At 48.8% G+C, this 20543-nt stretch carries 19 protein-coding genes; 5 read left to right on the top strand and 14 right to left on the bottom strand.

From position 1 onward, the window contains the following. Positions 1-15: 15 nt before the first annotated feature. The 3 genes from D2910_RS08280 to D2910_RS08270 all read left to right on the top strand — a co-directional run bounded on the left by D2910_RS08280 (position 16) and on the right by D2910_RS08270 (position 1187). Positions 16-270 carry an SHOCT domain-containing protein gene (locus D2910_RS08280; protein WP_117313136.1) on the top strand — a complete coding sequence of 85 codons (255 nt, stop codon included), beginning with the start codon at positions 16-18 and terminating at the stop codon, positions 268-270. A 113-nt stretch (positions 271-383) separates the two neighbouring features. Continuing rightward, entirely contained in the window at positions 384-710 is a 327-nt protein-coding gene (locus D2910_RS08275) for a four-helix bundle copper-binding protein (RefSeq protein WP_117313388.1), read from the top strand. Positions 711-929: 219 nt separating this feature from the next. Next, on the top strand, positions 930-1187 hold the full coding sequence (locus D2910_RS08270; protein ID WP_205854600.1) for an SHOCT domain-containing protein: 258 nt from the start codon (positions 930-932) through the stop codon (positions 1185-1187). A 114-nt stretch (positions 1188-1301) separates the two neighbouring features. Here the strand turns inward: D2910_RS08270 and D2910_RS08265 are convergent, their stop codons facing one another. Continuing rightward, positions 1302-2285 carry a F510_1955 family glycosylhydrolase gene (locus D2910_RS08265; protein ID WP_117313386.1) on the bottom strand — a complete coding sequence of 328 codons (984 nt, stop codon included), beginning with the start codon at positions 2283-2285 and terminating at the stop codon, positions 1302-1304. A 163-nt stretch (positions 2286-2448) separates the two neighbouring features. On the opposite strand from D2910_RS08265, the gene D2910_RS08260 reads away from it, so the two are divergent. Next, a complete protein-coding gene (locus D2910_RS08260; RefSeq protein ID WP_117313135.1) occupies positions 2449-3210 on the top strand; it encodes an SDR family NAD(P)-dependent oxidoreductase in 762 nt (253 codons plus the stop codon). 59 nt (positions 3211-3269) lie between these two features. Here D2910_RS08260 and D2910_RS08255 read toward each other — a convergent pair whose 3' ends face one another. From D2910_RS08255 to xylA, 10 genes are all read right to left on the bottom strand, one after another. Then, positions 3270-5300: a TRAP transporter permease gene (locus D2910_RS08255; RefSeq protein ID WP_084242937.1), complete on the bottom strand. Its 2031-nt coding sequence runs from the start codon at positions 5298-5300 to the stop codon at positions 3270-3272. After that, entirely contained in the window at positions 5297-5722 is a 426-nt protein-coding gene (locus D2910_RS08250) for a DUF1850 domain-containing protein (protein WP_240633596.1), read from the bottom strand. Before D2910_RS08250 ends, D2910_RS08255 begins: the two co-directional genes overlap by 4 nt. Before the next feature lie 28 nt (positions 5723-5750). Next, the gene (locus D2910_RS08245; protein WP_117313133.1) at positions 5751-6740 is read right to left on the bottom strand and encodes a TAXI family TRAP transporter solute-binding subunit; all 990 of its coding nucleotides are present in this window, start codon (positions 6738-6740) and stop codon (positions 5751-5753) included. Between the two features lie 310 nt (positions 6741-7050). Then, positions 7051-8370 (bottom strand): short-chain fatty acid transporter, encoded by a 1320-nt coding sequence (locus tag D2910_RS08240; RefSeq protein ID WP_117313132.1) that lies wholly within the window; start codon positions 8368-8370, stop codon positions 7051-7053. 175 nt (positions 8371-8545) lie between these two features. After that, entirely contained in the window at positions 8546-9622 is a 1077-nt protein-coding gene (locus D2910_RS08235; protein ID WP_117313131.1) for an aldose epimerase family protein, read from the bottom strand. After that, complete coding sequence (locus D2910_RS08230; RefSeq protein WP_205854599.1) at positions 9619-10632, bottom strand: Gfo/Idh/MocA family protein; 1014 nt, start codon at positions 10630-10632, stop codon at positions 9619-9621. Before D2910_RS08230 ends, D2910_RS08235 begins: the two co-directional genes overlap by 4 nt. A gap of 98 nt (positions 10633-10730) precedes the next feature. Next, on the bottom strand, positions 10731-11828 hold the full coding sequence (locus D2910_RS08225; protein ID WP_117313129.1) for an ABC transporter ATP-binding protein: 1098 nt from the start codon (positions 11826-11828) through the stop codon (positions 10731-10733). A gap of 47 nt (positions 11829-11875) precedes the next feature. After that, complete coding sequence (locus D2910_RS08220) at positions 11876-12859, bottom strand: aldo/keto reductase (RefSeq protein WP_117313385.1); 984 nt, start codon at positions 12857-12859, stop codon at positions 11876-11878. A gap of 83 nt (positions 12860-12942) precedes the next feature. After that, positions 12943-14442 carry a xylulokinase gene (gene xylB / locus D2910_RS08215; protein WP_117313128.1) on the bottom strand — a complete coding sequence of 500 codons (1500 nt, stop codon included), beginning with the start codon at positions 14440-14442 and terminating at the stop codon, positions 12943-12945. Positions 14443-14471: 29 nt separating this feature from the next. Further along, on the bottom strand, positions 14472-15794 hold the full coding sequence (gene xylA, locus D2910_RS08210) for a xylose isomerase (RefSeq protein ID WP_117313127.1): 1323 nt from the start codon (positions 15792-15794) through the stop codon (positions 14472-14474). Between the two features lie 568 nt (positions 15795-16362). On the opposite strand from xylA, the gene D2910_RS08205 reads away from it, so the two are divergent. Further along, entirely contained in the window at positions 16363-16986 is a 624-nt protein-coding gene (locus D2910_RS08205) for a YesL family protein (RefSeq protein WP_117313126.1), read from the top strand. Between the two features lie 107 nt (positions 16987-17093). Here the strand turns inward: D2910_RS08205 and D2910_RS08200 are convergent, their stop codons facing one another. The 3 genes from D2910_RS08200 to D2910_RS08190 form a co-directional block, all read right to left on the bottom strand. Continuing rightward, positions 17094-17915 (bottom strand): carbohydrate ABC transporter permease, encoded by an 822-nt coding sequence (locus D2910_RS08200; protein ID WP_117313125.1) that lies wholly within the window; start codon positions 17913-17915, stop codon positions 17094-17096. 15 nt (positions 17916-17930) lie between these two features. Further along, entirely contained in the window at positions 17931-18809 is an 879-nt protein-coding gene (locus tag D2910_RS08195) for a carbohydrate ABC transporter permease (RefSeq protein WP_084242949.1), read from the bottom strand. Positions 18810-18907: 98 nt separating this feature from the next. Next, positions 18908-20209, bottom strand: coding sequence for an extracellular solute-binding protein (locus D2910_RS08190; protein WP_084242950.1), 1302 nt, complete (start codon positions 20207-20209; stop codon positions 18908-18910). Between the last annotated feature and the right edge of the window lie 334 nt (positions 20210-20543).

Genomic DNA, 20543 nt, shown 5'->3' with positions numbered 1-20543 from the left:
GGGAGGCTGAAGGTTTTGGAACTTGTTTTACTGACGACTTTCCCCATCCCACTCCGTCTATTAGCCGGTCTTGGCGCATTGATCGTCGGTGTGCTGATCGCCTTCTGGTTCTTCATGGCGAAAAATAACCCGAGATCGCAGAAAGTGGATGAATTGCCCGCGAATAACGATGCGCGCACATTGCAGGACCAATATGACAGAGGCGAAATTACGGAAGAGGATTATCACCGGCGGCTGAGTGATTTGAAAAACGATCCGCATTCCCATTAGAAGATTTGAATCGGAGCAACAGAACATAAAGACCTTTGAGGATGTTTAAATTCACCGCAAGAAGGAAAACTAGGATAATGAGGCAAGAAAAATCTGAAACTGGAGGTTTTAATGTGGCACATGAACAACATGCAGAATTATTGAAGGTTTTGCACGAGTGCATGACCGAATGTAACCATTGTTTCGACGCCTGCCTAAAAGAAGACGATGTGAAAATGATGGCAGAATGTATCCGACTGGACCGTGAATGCGCGGATATGTGCAGTTATCTTGAACAGGCGATTTCCCGCAATTCACCGTTTGTTAAGGAATTGGCACAGGTTTGCGCAACAATTTGCGAAGCTTGCGGCAATGAATGCAAAAAACACGACCACGAACACTGCCAGCGCTGTGCAGAAGCTTGCTTCAAATGCGCAGAAGCCTGCAAAAACATTGCATAAGCTTCAGCATGAATCAATGGAAATATGATATTGTTGAAAACAGAAAATTTCTCGAATCGGCCCTCTTCTCGTTATATAGAAGAGGGCTTTTTTCATTTAACTTCAAATTAAATAGAAAATTCGGACTATTATGTTGTATACTGATTGCAATAGCTATAACTTGTCTGGCTGCGCTCACCGTTTAGAAGAAAAACGAATACAATACCGGAGGTGAACTTAATGTGGAGTTATGGTCCGCATAATGCCAATCCGACGATGTGGATGGGCATGGGCTTCGGCCTCATCGTTCTGCTGATTCTGCTGGCACTGGCTGTTTGGATGATTATTGCCGCGAGCCGTAGACAATCTGCAAACACCCCTTCCCAGTCGTCAAACCGCCCAGTTGAAACGCTCAAAGAGCGCTACGCCCGCGGTGAAATCGGCACGGAAGAATACCGTGAGCGCATGCGGGAGCTTGAAGGAGATAAGCGCGGATAGTGCAACTTGTTTTTCAGGCTCAAATAAATCCCTTGCCGATTCTGCCGGCAAGGGATTTTCGTTTGCACTTTTAAAGATGCTATAACAGAATGATTCAACTTGTCAGCCTAGCGATTATTGAATCTGCCCTTCACTCAAAATTTCCTGCCACGTCTCGCCGCCGTCACCTGAAAGGTAGCTGTCACCCATGGCTGTGTAAAATGCCATTTCTTCCGGTTTCGCCGGATTGGCTGCGATAAAAATCGCACCGTCTTCGCCCAATTCCGGAAGCTCAAGCGATTGCGTCTCACCATCTTTCAAGGAGTAGGATTTCATTGCCGCCGCAGTGCCGTGGCTAGCGTACAGCAATTCCGAGTCCGTAAAGTGAAGCGCTGTGCCAAACTCGCCTTCTGGAGTCAGCCGCTCGAAAGTGGCGCCGCCGTCTTCCGACAGGAATACACCTGCGTTGCTCGCCGCCGCCATTAACTGCGAGTCGTCCGGATGGATTGCGAGTGCCATGATTTCGCCTTCGATACCTTTCGGATCCAATTGCTCCCAGTCTGCCCCGTCGTTGTCACTAAAGTAAAAACCGGCTTCCATTTCCGAATTGGCCTGCGGGTTCATCACGAACAGATCATGGCTGCGGTAGCCTGCCGCCATCAAATGAAAGTCCGTTTCCCCGACTAAGCCGATCTCTTCAAGTGAACGGCCGCCGTCCGTACTTTTCTGAATGCCGATCGGGTTCGGCAAATCCGAATCCATGCCCGGATGCCCCGATGTATAGAAGCCTTCATCGACTGCGTTGAACCCCATATAATCATTGTACATGCCGTCCGTCTCAAACCACTCGCCGTCCCGGTAGACTTTCAAACCGGTATGCGATGCAAAATACAAACCGCCCTCACTTTCCGTATAGCCCATACCATGCACATGCGTCAGGGTTTCATCAAATGGCACAAGGAAATCATCCGTTTCATTTTTTTCTGTGGATGCCGCCTGTTCTGTCGCCTCTTCTTCCGGCGGTGCCGCATTTTCTGCTGCATCATTATCAGAACCGTCACTGCATCCTGCAGCAATCAAACCTGCAGCCAGTGCAACGGTTAAAAATCGTTTATTCATATAAAATCCCTGCCTTTCATTTTCCTTCTGTCCATTATACCGAAAAATTATGCATTTTTTAGCGAGGCTGCTTGTCGATTTGATGGCAGCTGTTTTCATCTTGTTTAAAAAATGGGGTTCAGGGAAGACTTTTATAAAACACAGTAAAACAAGGAGGTTCCAAATGGGCAGATTAGACGGTAAAGTAGCAATTATTACAGGTGCAGGAAGCGGACAAGGCGCAGAAGAAGCACGAATTTTCGCCCGAGAAGGCGCGAAAGTGGTGGCAACTGATATCCAGGTGGACAAAGTCAACGCTGTAGCTGAAGAAATCACAAGTTCCGGCGGAGAAGCACTTTCCTTCAACCATGACGTAACGAAACAGGAAGATTGGGAGATGGTCGTAAAAGAAACTGTCAACCGTTTCGGCAAAGTGGATATACTGATCAATAACGCCGGTATCGGCGGCGCGGAAGGCTTCGGTCTGATTGATACAATCGATCTGGACGGCTGGAATAAATTCATGACGGTCAATGCAACCAGCAATTTCCTCGGCATCAAAGCGGTCGTGCCGGAAATGCGCAAGAACGGCAAAGGCTCCATCGTCAATATCTCTTCCATGGCTGGCATCATCGGCGGTGCTGCCGGCGTCCATTATACGGCTTCCAAAGGTGCGACGCGTTTATTGACGAAAGGAGCCGCTGTGGAACTTGGACCGGATAATATCCGAGTCAATTCCATCCATCCCGGCTTCATCAATACACCGATGACTTCTGTCGTGCTGGACGACGAGGCAATGACCACGAATGCCTTGAAGGATATTCCGCTCGGCATCATCGGCGAACCGGAAGACGTCGCTTATCTGGCACTGTTCCTGGCTTCAGACGAAGCCCGCTTCATCACAGGCGCTGAACATTTGATTGACGGCGGCCAGACCGCCAAATAATTTCCCGGGAAATAAGCAAAGGGCATGCCATTGAGGCATGCCCTTTTTTATCGATCTATTCAGCCTGACGAAACGGCTGCTTTATGTTCTCTTTTATCCTTGATGAAGTTGAGTGCAAAGATGCCGAGCACAATTACCAGCCCAATGATATCCGTGTAAGTTTCCGGAACAATCAGCAGCAGCGCTCCTGCACCGAGCAGAATTGATGTCACGATGTTCAGGCGTGTTTTGAAATACCCTTCGACCGCTGCACTCAGACCGATGATCCCGATAATGGCGGTGATCGTGATCAGAATGACTTCAATCGCCGGAGGGAATGCAAACTCCCTGGCATTGGTGGCTATCCCTTCTGTCTCGATCAGCAGCATGGCCGGATTATAGACGAAGAGATACGGGATGATAAAGCCCGCAATCGACAGTTTCAACGCGTTGAAACCTGTCCGCATCGGATCTCCGCCCGATATCCCCGCACCAGCAAACGCTGCAAGCGCAACCGGCGGTGTGATATTGGCGAAAATGCCAAAATAGAAAACGAATAGATGTGCGACTAGTACCGGAATGCCGAATTCAGCAAGTGCCGGAGCAGTCATTGTCGCTGTAATGATGTAAGCAGGGATTGATGGCAAGCCCATGCCAAGCACGATGGATGCAAGCATTGTCAGGAACAGCGTCCAGAACAATGAACCGGCACCAAACGCCGTGATGGCTGAAGTCATGACTGTACCAAAGCTGGTCAGGCTGACGACACCGATGATGATCCCGACGACCGCACAGGCGATCATGACGGATAACGACTGGCGTGCACCGTTTTCAAGTGCTTCCAAAATATCTTTGAAGCCCATGCGCGTCGATTTGCGGAACGCCGCTACGACCACAGTCAGAACGATTGTATAGAAAGCGGCTTGGGCAATCGGCAAGCCGGTGTAAAGCATGAAAATCAGACCGACGATCGGCAGCAGCAAATGCCCTTTTTCTTTCAGGACTTCTTTTGTCGCCGGAAGGTCCGCTTTCGGAATCCCTTTCAGGTTGCGCTTGCCGGCGCGGAAATGCACCTGCATGATAACGCCGAGGAAATAAAGGACGGCCGGAATCAAAGCAGCAAGCGCAATCGTACCGTAAGCGATGCCCGTTGTTTCAGCCATGATGAACGCGGAAGCCCCCATGATCGGCGGCAAAATCTGCCCGCCCACCGAGGCACTCGCTTCCACCGCACCGGCAAAGTTTTTATTGTAGCCGATCTTTTTCATCAATGGAATCGTGAAGGCACCGGTTCCGACCACGTTTGCGATAGCCGAGCCGTTTATGCTTCCCATGAATCCGCTGGAAATGACCGCTACTTTTGCAGGTCCACCCTGCTTGCTGCCGGCAAGGGCCATTGCCAGGTCATTGAACAATTGCCCCATCCCTGACTTCGCCAGGAATGCGCCGAACAGGATGAACAGGAAGATGAATTGCAGTGAAGCAGAAATAGCTGTGGAGTACAGGCCTTCTGTCTTCAGATACAGTTGGCCGAAAATATCGCCAAAGTCGAACGGACGGGTCATCAGCATATCCGGCACCCATAAATTATGGCTGAAGAACGGGTAGGCCAGGAAAATCAGCGCCAAAATAGGCAAGATCAAGCCCGTAATCCGTCTCGCTCCTTCAAGTACGAGCAATACGGTGAGCACGGCCATGACGATGTCCATGTTATTCGGAATGCCGCCGCGTGTCGTGACGATGTCATTGTATTCATAGATGATGTACCCTGCTGTCGACAAACTGAGAACAAACAGGATCCAGTCATAGATAGGGATTTTCGTGCGATCCTGCTTCTTGAATGTCGGATAGACCAGGAAAATCAGGGCCATACCGACAGCCACGTGGATCGATCTTGCCTGGAGGGCAGGAAGCGGATTAAATGTTACATACAGATGGAACAGCGAATAGGCGATGGCAATTGCTGCAACTACAAGCACCAGCTTGCGATTGGTGAATTTCCGGACTTTCGCGTCAACGTCATATTTCTCAAGGATCTCCTGATTCAGGTTTTTGTCTTCATCATGCGCTGAGACACTTTCAATGTTCAGGTCCCGGTTGTCTTTGTTCATAGCTTCTTCCCTCCAATATACTGCCAAAGATGAATCCGCTGCACGGATATGGTGACGAACTCATAGTCTTCCGTCAGCTCAAACAGCGGAATCGTTCTGTCTTCAGTTATAATAGTCGTTTGCGCATTCTCAGAAACTGTCAGGTTCATTTCCGGAAGGTGCCGGTCGATCCGCATATGGACGAAGCCATCTTCCGCTGAAATGATTTCCCCGTCCGACGGTACACCTGCACCGAATGTCTTGAAAACTGTTTCGGTCAGCAGCAGTTCTTTGCCGTCTCTCTCATACATTTCAAGCCATTCTTCCTTTTCGACTGAATGGATCCATTTCAGCGTAAATTCATCTTCTGTCAGGAAATATTCTTCATCGCTAAAATCGAAATGGATCACCGGCAGTCTGAACAGCAGGAAAAAGAGGAGCACCAGCAAGCATGCTCCCCCCAATAAAACCTTATTGTTCACTGTAATAACGTTCGGCTCCTGGGTGAAGCGGCGCTACAAGACCTTCCTGGGCGGCTTCAAGTGAAATATCTGAAGCTGCCTGGTGGGAATTCTCCAAAGTGTCAAGATTTTCAAAGAAAGTCTTTGTCAGCTTGTAGACATCGTCGTCACTCATATCCGATTTGACGATCAAAGCGTTCATGATCGCTGCTGTCGGAATCGCTTCTTCGTTACCGTAGGTGTCAGCCGGTATTTCAAGAGCTACAAAATAGGATTTGTCTTCTGCAATTTTTTCTACATCTGCAGGGTCGATTGATACCATACGGATATCAAGCGATTGCGATAATTCAAGAAGTGATGCATTCGGCAATCCGCTTGTCAGGAATGCTGCATCGATCTGTCCAGCGCGAAGGCCATCTGCCGCTTCCGCATAGCCAAGGTAGTCGACTTCGATATCGTCATATGTGATGCCGTGGCCTTCCAATAGTGTACGCGCGTTCACTTCAACACCCGAGTTCTGGTCGCCGACAGCAATCCGTTTGCCGCGAAGATCTTCAAATGTTTCAATGCCTGAATCCGCTGTCGTCACGATTTGAACATAGTTCGGATACAATGCAGCAATTTGGCTGATTTTATCCGTCGGCTCTTCAAAACCTTCAGTTCCTTCGACAGCCTGGCTGACCACGTCACTCATCGTGAATGCCATTTCGATTTTATCTTCTTTGATCAAGTTGACGTTTTCAACCGATGCCCCGGTAGTCTGGGTACGGGAGTTGATGTCATACGTTTTGCTGTATGTGTCTGCAAGGGTCGTTCCGATGATGTTATAAGGTCCTGATGCACCGCCCGTTGCAATCGTTACGATATTCGTTTGCAGGCCTTCAGAATCTCCGCCTTCGCCTGACCCGCTGTCAGATGATTCTTCTCCTCCGCCGCAAGCCGCCAATACTAATGCCGCAGCTGCCGACATCATGAAAACGCTTAATTTTTTCTGTTTCATGTTGTTGCCCCCTCTTTTAGTTTTTCTAATTATAGCTTATACATTTAAAAAACAAAAGGAATTTAACGGTATTTTCTTGTTATTCAGTTTTTATCAAATAATTTTAGATCCTAATCTTAGGGTTTATTCATACTTTTGCTTATATCAACATAAGGATTCGTTAAAATAATCGCCTATTTTTAGTGGTTTTATTGATATTCCAGAATAATAAATTCTTATGCCATCGCTTGAAAATCGGTATTTTCGCCTTTCTGCTTGCATCAAAAAAGCCTTGCCGCAATGACGGCAAGGCTGAACCAGCAGTTTCGAATTAAAGGAATAGCAGGCCGAGTCCGATGACGACTCCGCTGACAAACAGGACGATCAAACAGAAGCCCATGATGTCTTTGGCTTTGAGACCTGCAATGGCGAGCGCAGGCAAGGCCCAGAACGGCTGGATCATATTCGTCCAGGCATCGCCCCACGCCACAGCCATGGCGACTTTCGCCGTGTCGCTGCCCAGCATTTCCGCCGCTTCAAGCATGATCGGTGCCTGGACTGCCCACTGGCCACCGCCTGAAGGGACGAAGAAGTTGACAAGCCCTGCACTAAGGAAGGCGAAAAGCGGGAAAGTCTGTGTCGTCGAGATGCCGACGAATGCTTCCGAAATGACAGCTGCCAGTCCCGAAGCCGTCATCATGCCCATGATCCCCGCATAGAATGGGAATTGGACGATGATGCCCCCAGCCCCTTTGACCGCTTCCTGAACGGCGATCAAATATTTCCGCGGCGTGCCGTGGAACAGGATGCCGAGGAACAGGAACATGAAATTGACCAAATCGAGTGTTAACGCAAAACCGTTTTGGACGAAATAATAAACGATGAATGCAATACCGAGAACGCCGATGATCATCGACAGGATCCAGCTGTTTTCAAGCCGCTCTGCAGGCGTCTGATCGCCCTTAGCCGGTTGTTCCTCAACTTCAGGTTCCACCAATACCTTTGGATCCACAGTAACTGTTTCTTCTTTTTTCGGCATCATCAAACGGTTCAATAACGGAAGAATGATGACCAAAGCCGCAATGATGATCAGGTTATAGCTGGCAAAAATCGTTTCTGTGGTCGGAATGATGCCGATCCGGTCCACGAACGGGTGGCCGTCTGTCGCAATTGACAGAGGAATCGAACCCGAAAAGCCGGCATGCCAGATCAGGAATCCTGAATAGGCGCTGGCAATCAGCAGGCGATAGTCGACGTTTTCAACCCGCTTCGCCAATTCTTTCGCAAACAGAGCCCCGATGACCAGACCGAATCCCCAGTTGATCCAGCTTGCTGCAAGTGACACTAAAGTCACCCAAATAATTGCACTTCCCGGTGACTTTGCAAAACTCGCAAGTTTGCCAAGGCCCTTTTTGAAAATCGGGCTGCTGGCCAGTACAAATCCCGTAACCAATACCAGTACCATCTGCATCGAGAACGCCAATAGCGCCCAGAAGCCTTCACCCCAGAAAGCCACCATCTCGACCGGTGAAGAACCGGTCAATCCAAGACCCAGTCCGAAAACGACAAGCGTCAGGATAATGACGAATAAAAACGGATCCGGCAAATATCTTTCCATCAAATTATTTGAAAAACGAATAATCCCCTTCATGTGTTCTGACTCCCCTTTGTCTAATTTTTCATTTCCTATCTAATGCTACCTTATTTTTCAAGTTGAATGTATATATTTTGAAAAATTTAGATTATTCGGCGTAAGTTGTAATTTAAAAAAATCTATCTGAATTGAAGAAGCATGCACCAGGCGGAGAGCCTGCTGCATGCTTCTTTCAGCTTTTTTCTTCTATAGGAGCAGAACCAAGAACGCCAAAATTGAAGATCGTTTCAGATTGGTATCGCTGTCCCGCTTCCAGCACCGATGAACCGAAATTTTTGTGCCGCGATGAATCGGGCAGCTTCTGCGTTTCCAGGCAAAGACCCAGGTGATTTCTCGCTGGCGTGCCGCGCAAACTATAGGGACCGCCGAGCCCGTTGCCGGTGTAAAGCACAACAGCCGGTTCAGTCGTCGCCACCGAAAGCGTGCGGCCGCTTTCTTCATCTGCCAGCAAAATGGCGTTTCCTGCCGCTTGCCTGAGCACAAACGGATGATCATAGCCATGCCCGGCAAGTCGGGTCTGCGGGTGATCCGACTCCGCGGCATGCCGTATTTTATTGCCATCCCGAAGATCGAAAACCGTACCGGCCACCGGCAGCAGAGTGCCTGTCGGCAGCAGGTCAGCGCCGAGCTCCAGGAATTCATCACTTGGCAGCTGCAGATGATGGTCGAGCACATCCCTTTTCAGGTTGCCGCTCAAATTGAAGTATGCATGGTTCGTCGGATTCAGCAGCGTGGGCTGGTCCGAAGTTCCACTATAGGAAATGACGAGTTCGTTGCGGTCATGTTTGACCATATAGCGCACCTTCATCTCCACATTTCCCGGATAGCCTTCTTCGCCGTCAGGGCTCATGTATGTAAAGTCCACACCTGCGCCGGCCGGCTCTTCAAATGGCGCGGCGTTCCAAACCACTGAATGGAATCCGCCAGCGCCGCCGTGGAGATGATGGCCGTTTGCGTTCCGGCACAATTGATGGCTCGCGCCTGCAATGTCAGCTGCACCGTCTTTGATGCGTCCGGCAAACCGGCCAGCCACCGCGCCGAGATAATGGACGTCGCGCTCGTATTCCTCCAGGGAATCAAATCCCAGTACGACATTTTCGGGTTGCCCCGTCTTGTCGGGTGCCAGAATTTCTGTGATGATGCAGCCATAATTGATGCAGGAAACCTGGAACCCCTGTCCATTTTTGATTGTGTAAAGCGTGACCGGCTGTCTGCCTGAATTTCCGAACGCCTGCTGTTCCACTGTCATTTGCTATCACTGCCTTCCGCGGACAGTTGAACCTTCTGACCCGATGAAATCGATTCATAGCAAGCGTCCAGCACACGCATATTGCGGATCGTCGAGTCGCCGCTGATCCACGGTTCCCGGTCCTCCAAAATCGCGGACGAAAAATTCTCCCCCTCAAGCCTGTAACTGTCGCCGTCCACTTCTTCTGTCCGCTGCACGTCGCCCGCTTTGACGATGATCGTCCCCACACCGCCGACAATATCCGGCCGGAACGCGTGTGGCACACGGATGGATCCTTTTGTTCCGATCACTTCATACTCATTGCGCGGCACCATATCGAAACTGCAGTCGAATAAAGCGCGAATACCGCCACCGAATCGCAGCCAGCCGTGAGCCGTCAGATCGACGCCGTCCGTCTTGTCCCTTTCAGCGAATGCCTGCACTTCCAAAGGTTCAGCATCCGTCAGATGGCGAAATACTTGAATCGAATAGCAGCCGAGGTCATACAGGCTGCCGCCGCCCATCTTTTTATCCATGCGGATGTTCGTGTCCCGGTCAGCCAGATAAAAGGAATGGCTCGACCGGATCAGCCGGATGTCGCCGATTTCTCCTGAAGCCATAATTTCCTTTACGCGGCTGTGCTGCGGATGCAGCTGGTACATGAACGCTTCCGCGAATTTCACGTTTTGGCTGCGGCAGAACGCCACCATTTCTTCCGCTTCTGCTGCGGTCAGCGCCGCCGGTTTTTCACACAGCACATGTTTGCCTGCTGCCGCCGCTTTCATCGTCCACTCTTTATGCAGATGATTCGGCAGCGGAATATACACTGCGTCGATCTCGCTATCTGCCAATAACGCTTCGTAGCTTTCATAAGCTGTTGAAATTCCGTGCTCTTCTGCAATCGCATGGACCTTATCGCTCCGGCTCGCAATAGCTGCAAGCTCCGCATTTCCCGCACGTTTAATCGCCGGAATCACTTGCGTCAAGCCGATTTTCGCCGTGCTGAGAACGCCCCATCTGACCTTCTTCATCTCCATCACCCTTTCTTCAAACTAAAAAATGCCGCCAAAGGACAGTTATCCTTCAGCGGCATCCCTATAACTTGTAAGCAAACCGCTCACAGGCAAAATCATTTGATGCGGAGTTCGGAATCCTTATCGAAGAAATGCACTTTATTCATATCGAAAGCCATATCAATCGTCTGTCCGGCTTCCACCGCGAAACGTGAATCGACCCGGGCCACGAAGTCCTGATTGTCCACGACCGAATAAAGAACGATTTCCGAGCCCATCAATTCAGCCACTTCAATTGCCGCACGGATTTTTGTGCCCGGCGAATAATCCAGGAATACGGGCTCGTCATGGATGTCTTCCGGACGGATGCCGAGAACGAGTTCTTTCCCGTCATAACCTTGTTCGCGAAGTACTTTCAATTTCCCTTCCGGAACCAGCACCTTGATATCGCCCATGACGAAATGGCTGCCTTCGAGACGTCCGCGCAGGAAATTCATCGCGGGAGAACCGATAAAGCCGCCGACAAACATATTATCCGGTTCGTCGTATACTTCTTTCGGAGAACCGACCTGCTGGATAAATCCGTCTTTCATGACGACCAGGCGCGTCGCCATCGTCATCGCTTCTGTTTGATCGTGCGTCACGTAAACTGTCGTCGTCTGCAGGCGGCTGTGCAATTTCTGGATTTCTGTGCGCATCTGTACACGCAATTTGGCGTCCAGGTTGGATAACGGTTCATCCATCAGGAACACTTCCGCGTCGCGCACAATTGCGCGGCCCAGTGCAACCCGCTGGCGCTGACCACCGGATAAAGCTTTCGGTTTACGGTAAAGGTAATCGTTCAACCCAAGAATCTTAGCCGCATTGTCGACTCGTTCCTTGATTTCATCTTTCTTCAATTTCTTCAGTTTCAAGCTGAACGCCATGTTGTCATAGACATTCATATGCGGATAAAGCGCGTAGTTCTGGAACACCATTGCGATGTCTCGGTCTTTCGGCGAAACGTCGTTGACACGTTTTTCACCGATGAACAGATCGCCTTCCGTGATGTCTTCAAGTCCGGCGATCATCCTCAGTGTCGTCGATTTTCCGCAGCCGGACGGTCCGACCAATACGAGAAACTCCTTGTCGCGGATTTCCAGGTTAAAGTCCTGAACCGATACAACGCCTTTATCATAGACTTTCTTGATATTGACTAAATTCAACCCTGCCATTTTCATCCCTCCGAATATGTATTGCCTTGCCGGTTATTAGCGGACGCTTAATAAGGTCCTCTGATATTCGCCGCCACTTCTTCTTTATAGAACTGTTCGATTTTCTTCATCTCTTCAGCGCTGTAGGACGCTGCGTTCAGCGCCTGCAGATTGTCTTCGACTTGCGCCACTGTCTTAAAGCCCGGTATCACAGACGAAACCGCTTCGTGCTCCAGGATCCACTTGAGTGACGCTTGTGTCATATTGCCTCTGCCTTCTGCAATCCACGATAATTGATCGGCCAATTCCACGCCTTTATTGAATTCCAGTCCGGCAAACGTTTCGCCGACGTTGAACGCCTGGCCGTCGCGGTTGAAATTGCGGTGGTCGTCTTCTTCGAACTCGGCGTTTTTCTTGAATTTCCCTGTCAATAAACCACTTGCCAACGGCACGCGGGCCAGGATACCGACATTTTTTTCAGTTGCTGCAGGGAAAAGTTCAGTTGCCGGTTTCTGGCGGAATAAATTAAAAATCACCTGCAAACTGCTGACGTTCGGGTTTTCCAGGCACAAGAGCCCTTCTTCCACCGTTTCGACGCTGACGCCGTAATAGCGAATTTTCCCTTGCTCCTTCAAACGATCAAGCACTTCAAACACCTGGCCATCGCGCAGAATTTCAATCGGCGGACAATGGATCTGGAACAGGTCGATATGTTCACGGCCCAGCCGTTTCAAACTGTTTTCCGCATATTGGCTGACGCTTTCCAATGAATAGGTTTTCGGATCATGAATATCGCCAGCGCGTGCAAATTTCGTCGCGATGTGGATTTCGTCATGCTTGCCTTTTGTCGCTTTCGCCAAAAGTTCTTCTGCATGCCCGTCTCCGTATACGTCTGCTGTATCGAAAAAGTTTACGCCCGCATCCATCGCTCGGTCCAGTCCGCGAAGTGATTCCTCATCCTTCGTGCTGCCCCAGGAACCGCCGATTGCCCAGGTGCCAAAACTCAATTCGCTTACTTTCAGGTCTGTACTGCCGATTTGCCGATAATTCATCATTCCACGCTCCCTTGTTTGATTGTCCATCGATTTTGCAAATAAGAGCCTCAATCGAATAGTTGAGACTCTTATTGGATGATTCACTTTCGGAAAGCCGTTAATTTTTCATTCAGTTCTTTTGTTTGGCCATACACTTCAGTATATACCCCAAACAATTTTTCGTATTGCTCCACGTTGACAGGGTTCGGCGTAAACTGTTTTCCTTCTTCCAGGAAAACATCCGCGCATGCCTGCAGCGAATGGAACCAGCCACAGCCGAACGCCGCAAGCATAGCCGCTCCCATTCCGGGCCCCTGTTCGCTTTTCAGCCGGATGATTGTCGCATTGAAGATATCCGCCTGCATCTGCAGCCAGTCTTCATTTTGCGCGCCGCCGCCGATTGAAACGATCGTGTCGATGTGTTTGCCGCTGTCACGGAAAATCGCAATCGACTCGTTCAATGAAAACGTGATTCCTTCGAGTACAGCACGAACGAAATCTTTGCGCTGATGCGAACTGTCCATGCCGATAAAGCTGGCGCGGATTGCCGCATCCGCATGCGGTGTGCGTTCTCCGACTAGATACGGCGTGAACAATAATCCATTTGAACCGGCGGGAACCGTTCCGACTTCAGCCAATAATTCTTCAAACGATTCGCCAGCAGCGAAAACATCCTTGAACCAGGTCAGGCTGTAGCCTGCCGAGAGTGTCACGCCCATCGTATAGAAAGCATCCGGCGCTGCATGATTGAAATAATGCACCTTGCCGCCAAAGTCTTTATTGTCGCTTGCTTCATAAGACAGCACGACACCGGAAGTTCCGATGCTGCACAATGTTTTTCCGTCTTTCAGGATTCCTGAACCGATCGCGCCACATGCATTATCGGCGCCGCCCGCAAAAACGCGTGTCGTTTGTGCAAGTCCTGATTGTTCAGCGAATTCCGCCGTCAACGTGCCCACTTCCGCATGCGAATCAACAAGCGGCGGACAAATAGTCGGGTCGAGGTCCAATAGTTCACAGATCTCTGTGCTCCATTGCTGTTTCGAAATATCCAATAGCAGCGTTCCCGCCGCATCGGAATATTCCATATGGAGTTCACCGGTCATCCGGTAGCGCAAATAATCTTTCGGCAACACGAATGACTGTGCTTTATTGAATATTTCCGGTTCGTATTCTTTCACCCACAGAATCTTCGGCAGCGTAAAGCCTTCCAAAGCCGGGTTTTTCGTTATTTGTAGCAGACGTTCCTGCCCGACCGTCTCCACAATTTTTCTGCATTCAGCGGTTGTGCGGGTGTCATTCCAAAGAATCGCCGGACGCAGGACTTCGTTGCTGCCATCCAGCAGCACAAGGCCGTGCATCTGCCCTGAAAAACTGATGCCTTCGATGTCTTCCGGTGCGCCGCTGAAATTCTGCAGCAGCTCCTGAAGACCGGCAATCGTCCCAGTCACCCAGTCTTCCGGATCCTGTTCGCTGTATCCCGTCTTTTCATGAAATAACGGATACGGCTTTGAAACGGTCTGCACCACTTCGCCCTGCTCGCTGACCAATAAAATCTTTACTGCACTTGTCCCTAAATCCACACCGATTACATATTTCATAGCTCCAGCGCTCCTAGCATCAAAAAATCTTATTTGGCGAAAGCCTGCAATAAATACTGGTTGATTGTTGATTTAATCTGCTCCAGGCGGCCTGAAGTCTGTTTGATGTCCGTCAAGCCAAGCGCGTATTCTTCAAGCTTGTGGAAATCAGTGCTGCCGTTGACGATATCAAGGCCGATGCCTTCAGTGTACGTCTGGTAACGGTTGCTCACTACGTTTTCCAATACTTTATCGTCGATCAATTGCTGAGCAACTGTCAAACCGACTGCGAAAGCATCCATTCCGGCGATGTGCGCATGGAAAAGATCATCCTGCTCGAACGATCCGCGTCTTACTTTGGCGTCGAAGTTCAAGCCGCCGCGGCCAAGTCCGCCGTTTTGAAGGATTTCATACATCGCAAGTGTTGTAGACCAAAGATCTGTCGGGAATTCGTCCGTATCCCATCCAAGAAGCGGATCGCCCTGGTTGGCATCGACAGAACCGAGCATATTGTTGATGCGCGCATAATGAAGCTCGTGTTCGAATGTATGGCCCGCAAGCGTTGCGTGGTTGGCTTCGATATTGAACTTGAACTTATCAGCCAGCCCGTAGCTTTGCAGGAATGCATGAGCAGTCGCCACATCGTAATCGTATTGGTGAGTTGTCGGTTCTTTCGGTTTCGGCTCAATCAGGAATTGGCCGTCAAAGCCGATTTCCTTCGCGTAATCAACTGCCATGTGATAGAAGCGGCTAAGATTGTCCATTTCTAATTTCATATTCGTGTTCAACAGCGTTTCGTAACCTTCACGGCCACCCCAGAATACATAGTTTTCTGCGCCAAGCTCTTTACCGATTTCAAGGCCTTTTTTCACTTTCGCCGCTGAATAGGCGAAGACATCTGCGTTGCTTGATGATGCTGCCCCGTGCACGAAGCGTGGGTGCGTGAAGTTGTTAGCTGTGTTCCAAAGCAATTTCGCTTTACTGTCTTTCATGTATTCTTTGATCATACCGACGATTTCGTCGAGGTTTTTATTGGATTCGCGCAAATTGCTGCCTTCCGGTGCAATGTCGATATCGTGGAAGCAGAAGAATGGTACATCGATTTTGTTATAGAATTCGAAAGAAGCTTCAACGCGCGCTTTCGCCAAATCCATGCCATCGTATTTGTCCCAGTTGCGGATCATGCTGCCAGCGCCGAACGGATCAGACCCGTCCATTGTGAATGTATGCCAGTAAGAAACCGCATAGCGCAGGATTTCTTCCATCGACTTGCCGCCCACCTGTTGTTCCGGGTTGTAGAATTTGAATGCGAATGGATTTTTTGAAGAAGCACCTTCAAATTTGATTTTTTCGATATTCGGGAAATAAGCCATTGTATGTACCTCCAACTGTATTGTTATTTTATTGGTTATTTGGTTATGTAATGAAAAGGCTTTCATCACGATTATAGCAATTACGAATTAGTTTGTCTATTAGTTAAACTAAGTTTAGAATGATAGTGTAAGATAATAAAAAAAGGTATAGTTTGCTAGTGAAATAAATGTCTTAGAAATCGATATTCCGCAAAACAGCTTCGCTTTCCTGGCTGCTTGCACTGAGCTAACTCGGACTCGTTTCACTTCGCCCGAGTGGATCTCAGCACTTCGCTCGAAACAGAGTTGGAAATCCAACTCTGTTTCTAATCCCCTGGGAGTCTTCGCTGTTTTGCTCCATATCTAAGATGCTCTTAAATCCAAAATCACTCACCAAGCGACGGCGCGGCTCAGGACGGGACGGAGCAATAAGACGAATTCTTTTCTTGGCTTATTGTGGGAGGCAAGGTTCGCCATACGAAGATGGCGCATCCTTTGCGACGAGCAGTGCGCAGGAGTATAATCTTCGCACTGTCCTAAGCGCCGAAGCGTTTATGAAAAGTTACTAACTAATAAGGATGGTCAATATATGAATTCAACCAGCGGTTTTATCTATAATGTTTTGGAATGGATCACCCGTTTTGCCTACGTCAATTTGCTGTGGATCCTGTTCACTTTGCTTGGCGGTGTGGTGCTGGGCTTCTATCCGGCCACAATCGCGATGTTCGCTGTTTGCCGCGACTGGCTGCGCGGTGATACCGGCAAGCCCGTGTTTCCGGCTTTCTGGCAATACTACCGGCGCGATTTCGTGAAAAGCAATCTGCTGGGGTTATTCGTGACAGCAGTTGCCGCTTTTATCGCCCTTGATATTTTCTATATCCAGAACAGCTCAGAAGATCTGTCCTGGACGTATATCCCGTTGTTCGCTTTTATGCTGCTGTTTGCGATGTACCTGTTTTACCTGTTCCCGACATTCGTCCATTTCGACATAAAAGTCGGTCAGGTCATCAAAAACGCGTTTCTCATCATGCTCATCAATCCGATAAACACCCTGCTCATTTTCATCTGCCTCGGATCAATCGCAGTCATCATGCAGACGGTGCCGGCGCTGGCCGTCATTTTCGGCGGCAGCACATTTGCCTACATCATCATGTGGCTCGCTCTCCGGTCCTTCAATCGGGTCAATAAAACCGGAGCCGAACTGGAAAACTGAGCGCTCATGATAAACAAAAAGCTTCTCCTGCGAAAATTTTCGCAAAGGGGAAGCTTTTCTATTGTCCGTGTTCTGCAAGCGTTTTTCAGCCGGCGCGACTCTTTTCATTAACCTTTGACGGCACTTGACGAGATCCCTTCAACGACTTTATTGCTGAAGAAGATGAACGCGATGATGATTGGCAGCACACTGATGATCAGTGTCGCACCGATTGCGCCCCAGTCCGTCATGTATTGCCCGATAAAGTTTTGGATGCCGACAGTCAGCGTCTTGTATTTCTCGGAACTGATGAATGTGTTGACGAATACAAACTCGTTCCAGTTGTAGATCATATTGATGACGACAGTGGTCGCCATGACCGGTGTCGTCATCGGCAGGATGATGCGGAAGAACATCCTATGGATCGAACAGCCGTCGATGATGGCCGCTTCTTCCACTTCCTTTGGCAGGGTGTAATAGAAGCCAAGCAGGATCATCATCGTGATCGGCAGATTATACGCTGTATACGTCAGCACGATGGACCACGGGTTGTCGATCATCCCGACACCCATGAACATGCTGTACAGTGGAATCAATGCAGAGTGGATCGGAATCATCAAACCGATCATGAAGAGGCCAAGCACCAAACCACTCAGTTTCCATTTCATGCGGGTGATTGCAAATGTCGCCATGCTGGCGAACAGCACCGTCAGGATGATGGCCACTACGGTGATCCATACGCTATTGAAGAAATAGACGCCGATTCCCCCGTCCCATACCTTCACGTAATTCTCCCAGCGGAATTCACTCGGCAGAGCGAACGGTGAGCCCGCAAAAATTTCGCGGTTGTCCTTCAGCGAAAAGATGAACAGCCAGATCAACGGCAGGATTTGGAACATCGCCACCACGATCAGTGCCAGGTAAAGAAAAAAATAACCAATGCGATTCATGCCCAAGTCCCCTTCCTAATACTCGATTCTTTCTTTTGTGGCAGTCAGTTTGCGGACAATGACCGTTACGATCATCGTAATGATCAACAGCAGGAAGCCGATGGCGCTGCCGTATCCGAAGTTGTAGCTGTTGAAAGCCAGTTTGTACATATACGAGGCCATAACTTCCGAAGCCCCGTTTGGTCCGCCGGCAGTCATCACATAAATCAGGTCGAAGTATTTCAATGAACCGACGATTGCCAGTACGATGGTGACACTCACGACTTCCTTGATCAGCGGCAATTTGATGCGCGTCGCGATCTGGAACGGCGTCGCTCCATCGATGCGCGCTGCTTCGATCAGTGATTCAGGTATATTTTTCAATGCTGCGTAATAGATTAATATGTAGAACCCTGCATATTGCCAGAGGATCGGGATGAATATCGCAAACAGCACGATAGTCGGATCAGCCAGCCAGTTCGGCGGTTCCTCGATGCCGATCGACCGCAGGAATGTATTCAAGATACCGCTAGATGGGTTATAGACTTTTATCCAAAGCTGAGCGATGGCAACTGAAGACAGCAGCATCGGAATCAGATAGATTTTTCTCAGCAAATCTGCGCCTTTGATTTTTGAAGCCAATATAATGGAAACAGCCAGATAGATGGCCAGGCTCAACGTTGAAAACACTGCCAATAGGAATGAATGCAGGGCACTGTCCCAAAACTTGCTGTCCTGGATCCCGGTAATGTAGTTTTCCAAACCGATAAATGTTTTTGCGCCGATTCCATCCCAATCCATCAGGCCATAATAGCCGGAAAGAATCAGCGGAATAAACACCAGTACACTGACCAACAGCAGGGCCGGTGCAATATATAAAGCGATATGAAGCTTATTGGACATAACTTTGTTCATAGCATTCAACCCCATATTCTGAAAAATAGAAAGGGACAATCCGCCAATCAGGATATGTCCCTTTCATTTCATCTGATTTAACCTGTTTTAACTGCTATTTATTCTTTTGACAACGCGTCTTCGTGCGCTTTCGCGAACTCTTCAGGCGTCATTTCATTGCCGAACAGCGCCTGGATTGAATCCAAGTGAACCTGCGCCGTATCCGGGCTCATTTGAACGTCCGCAAACAATGTGATGTTGCTTGCGTTGTTCAATTCGTCCAGGATATCAATGTACATTTGCGGAAGATCAAGTGATGCAGCATCCACTTTCGTAGCCGGGATTACGCCCGCTTTTTCAACTGCCTGCTCACCCCACGCTTTTACAAAATAAGCTGCGAAATCCTTCGCTTCTTCTTTTACTTCAGATTCTTCTGCTACAAACAATCCAACTCCAGGTCCGCCGACAAAGCTGTTCGTGTCGCCTTCACCGTCAACTGTCGGGAAGTTCATGTAATCAACAGAATCACGGAATTCCTGTGGCACTGATTCGTTTGTTGTGTAGTTCGGAAGATCCCAAGTAGCGATCAAGTACATAGGTGCCTGTTCGCTCATGAACATCGACTTCGCTTCTTCGTCAGCCAAACCGTTAAAGCCGTTGACGAATGCGTCTCTGTCAACAAGTTCCTGCACTTTAGCTGCCGCTTCAACCAATGCTGGATCTTCAAAAGATCCTGAACGGTCGATCGCTTTATTCAAAGTATCAGCTCCGCCGAGGCGGTCTGCCAGGTACATATACCATAGGGATCCTGTCCAAGCGTCTCTATTCCCTAAAGCGATCGGCTGGATGCCTTCTTCATTGAATGCATCGACTACTTCAAGCAATTCTTCATAAGTTTCCGGCGGTGTGATGCCGTACTCTTCGAACATTGCATTATTATAGTAGAGCGATACAATATTCAATTCCAATGGCAAGCCGTATGTAGCGCCATCGAGTGCATATGCTTCAGCAGTTCCCGGAACAAATGCGTCGCTCAATTCCTCTTCGATCACATCGTCAAGCGGTGCGAACATATTGCCGCCGACATAAGGCTCAAGGAATCCTGCCGCCCATGTCATCCCCACATCCGGAAGATCTCCTGAAGTTGATAGGACACGTAATTTATCTTTATATTGCTCATTGCTCAATACTTCCAAGTCGATTGTAACGCCTTCATTTTCCGCTTCATATTCAGCGATGATTTCGTTTACAACGTCATAATGCTTTTTCGAACTGCCTTCCGGCCATAAATGCATAAACTTAACTTCAGTTTCCCCCGACGCTGAAGAAGCATCCTCAGATCCTGAACCTGAACAAGCTGTTAATAACAATGAAGCGGCTAAAGCGGACGATAAAACTGTAAGCGTTTTCTTTCCACCCATTTTTTCTCCCCCTAGTGAGTTTATAGTTACAACAATTTTCTGATTGTTGTATGCGTTTTCATTGTATCAAATGAATCCTAGTTAGTCTAGTAGATGAACAAAGTTTTTATTTAAGGTATAATAAAGCCATAAACCTGTGATAATAGCCGAGAAACTCTTTAACCACGCCGATTGTCGAAGGCTTTCTTTATTCCGGCTAAAAAATTATTAATGAGTTGGAAAATAAAATTTTAGAGATTCCTTTCTTTTTTATAGAGAAATCTATTACGATATGGAGCAAAACAGCGGAGACTCCCAGGGGATTAGGAACAGAGTTGGTTTACCAACTCTGTTT

Source organism: Planomicrobium okeanokoites (genome assembly GCF_003428875.1).
In the GTDB taxonomy this organism is placed as follows: domain Bacteria; phylum Bacillota; class Bacilli; order Bacillales_A; family Planococcaceae; genus Planococcus; species Planococcus okeanokoites.
Note: the sequence above shows the minus strand (reverse complement) of the source record. Positions and strands in the feature narration are given on the sequence as shown.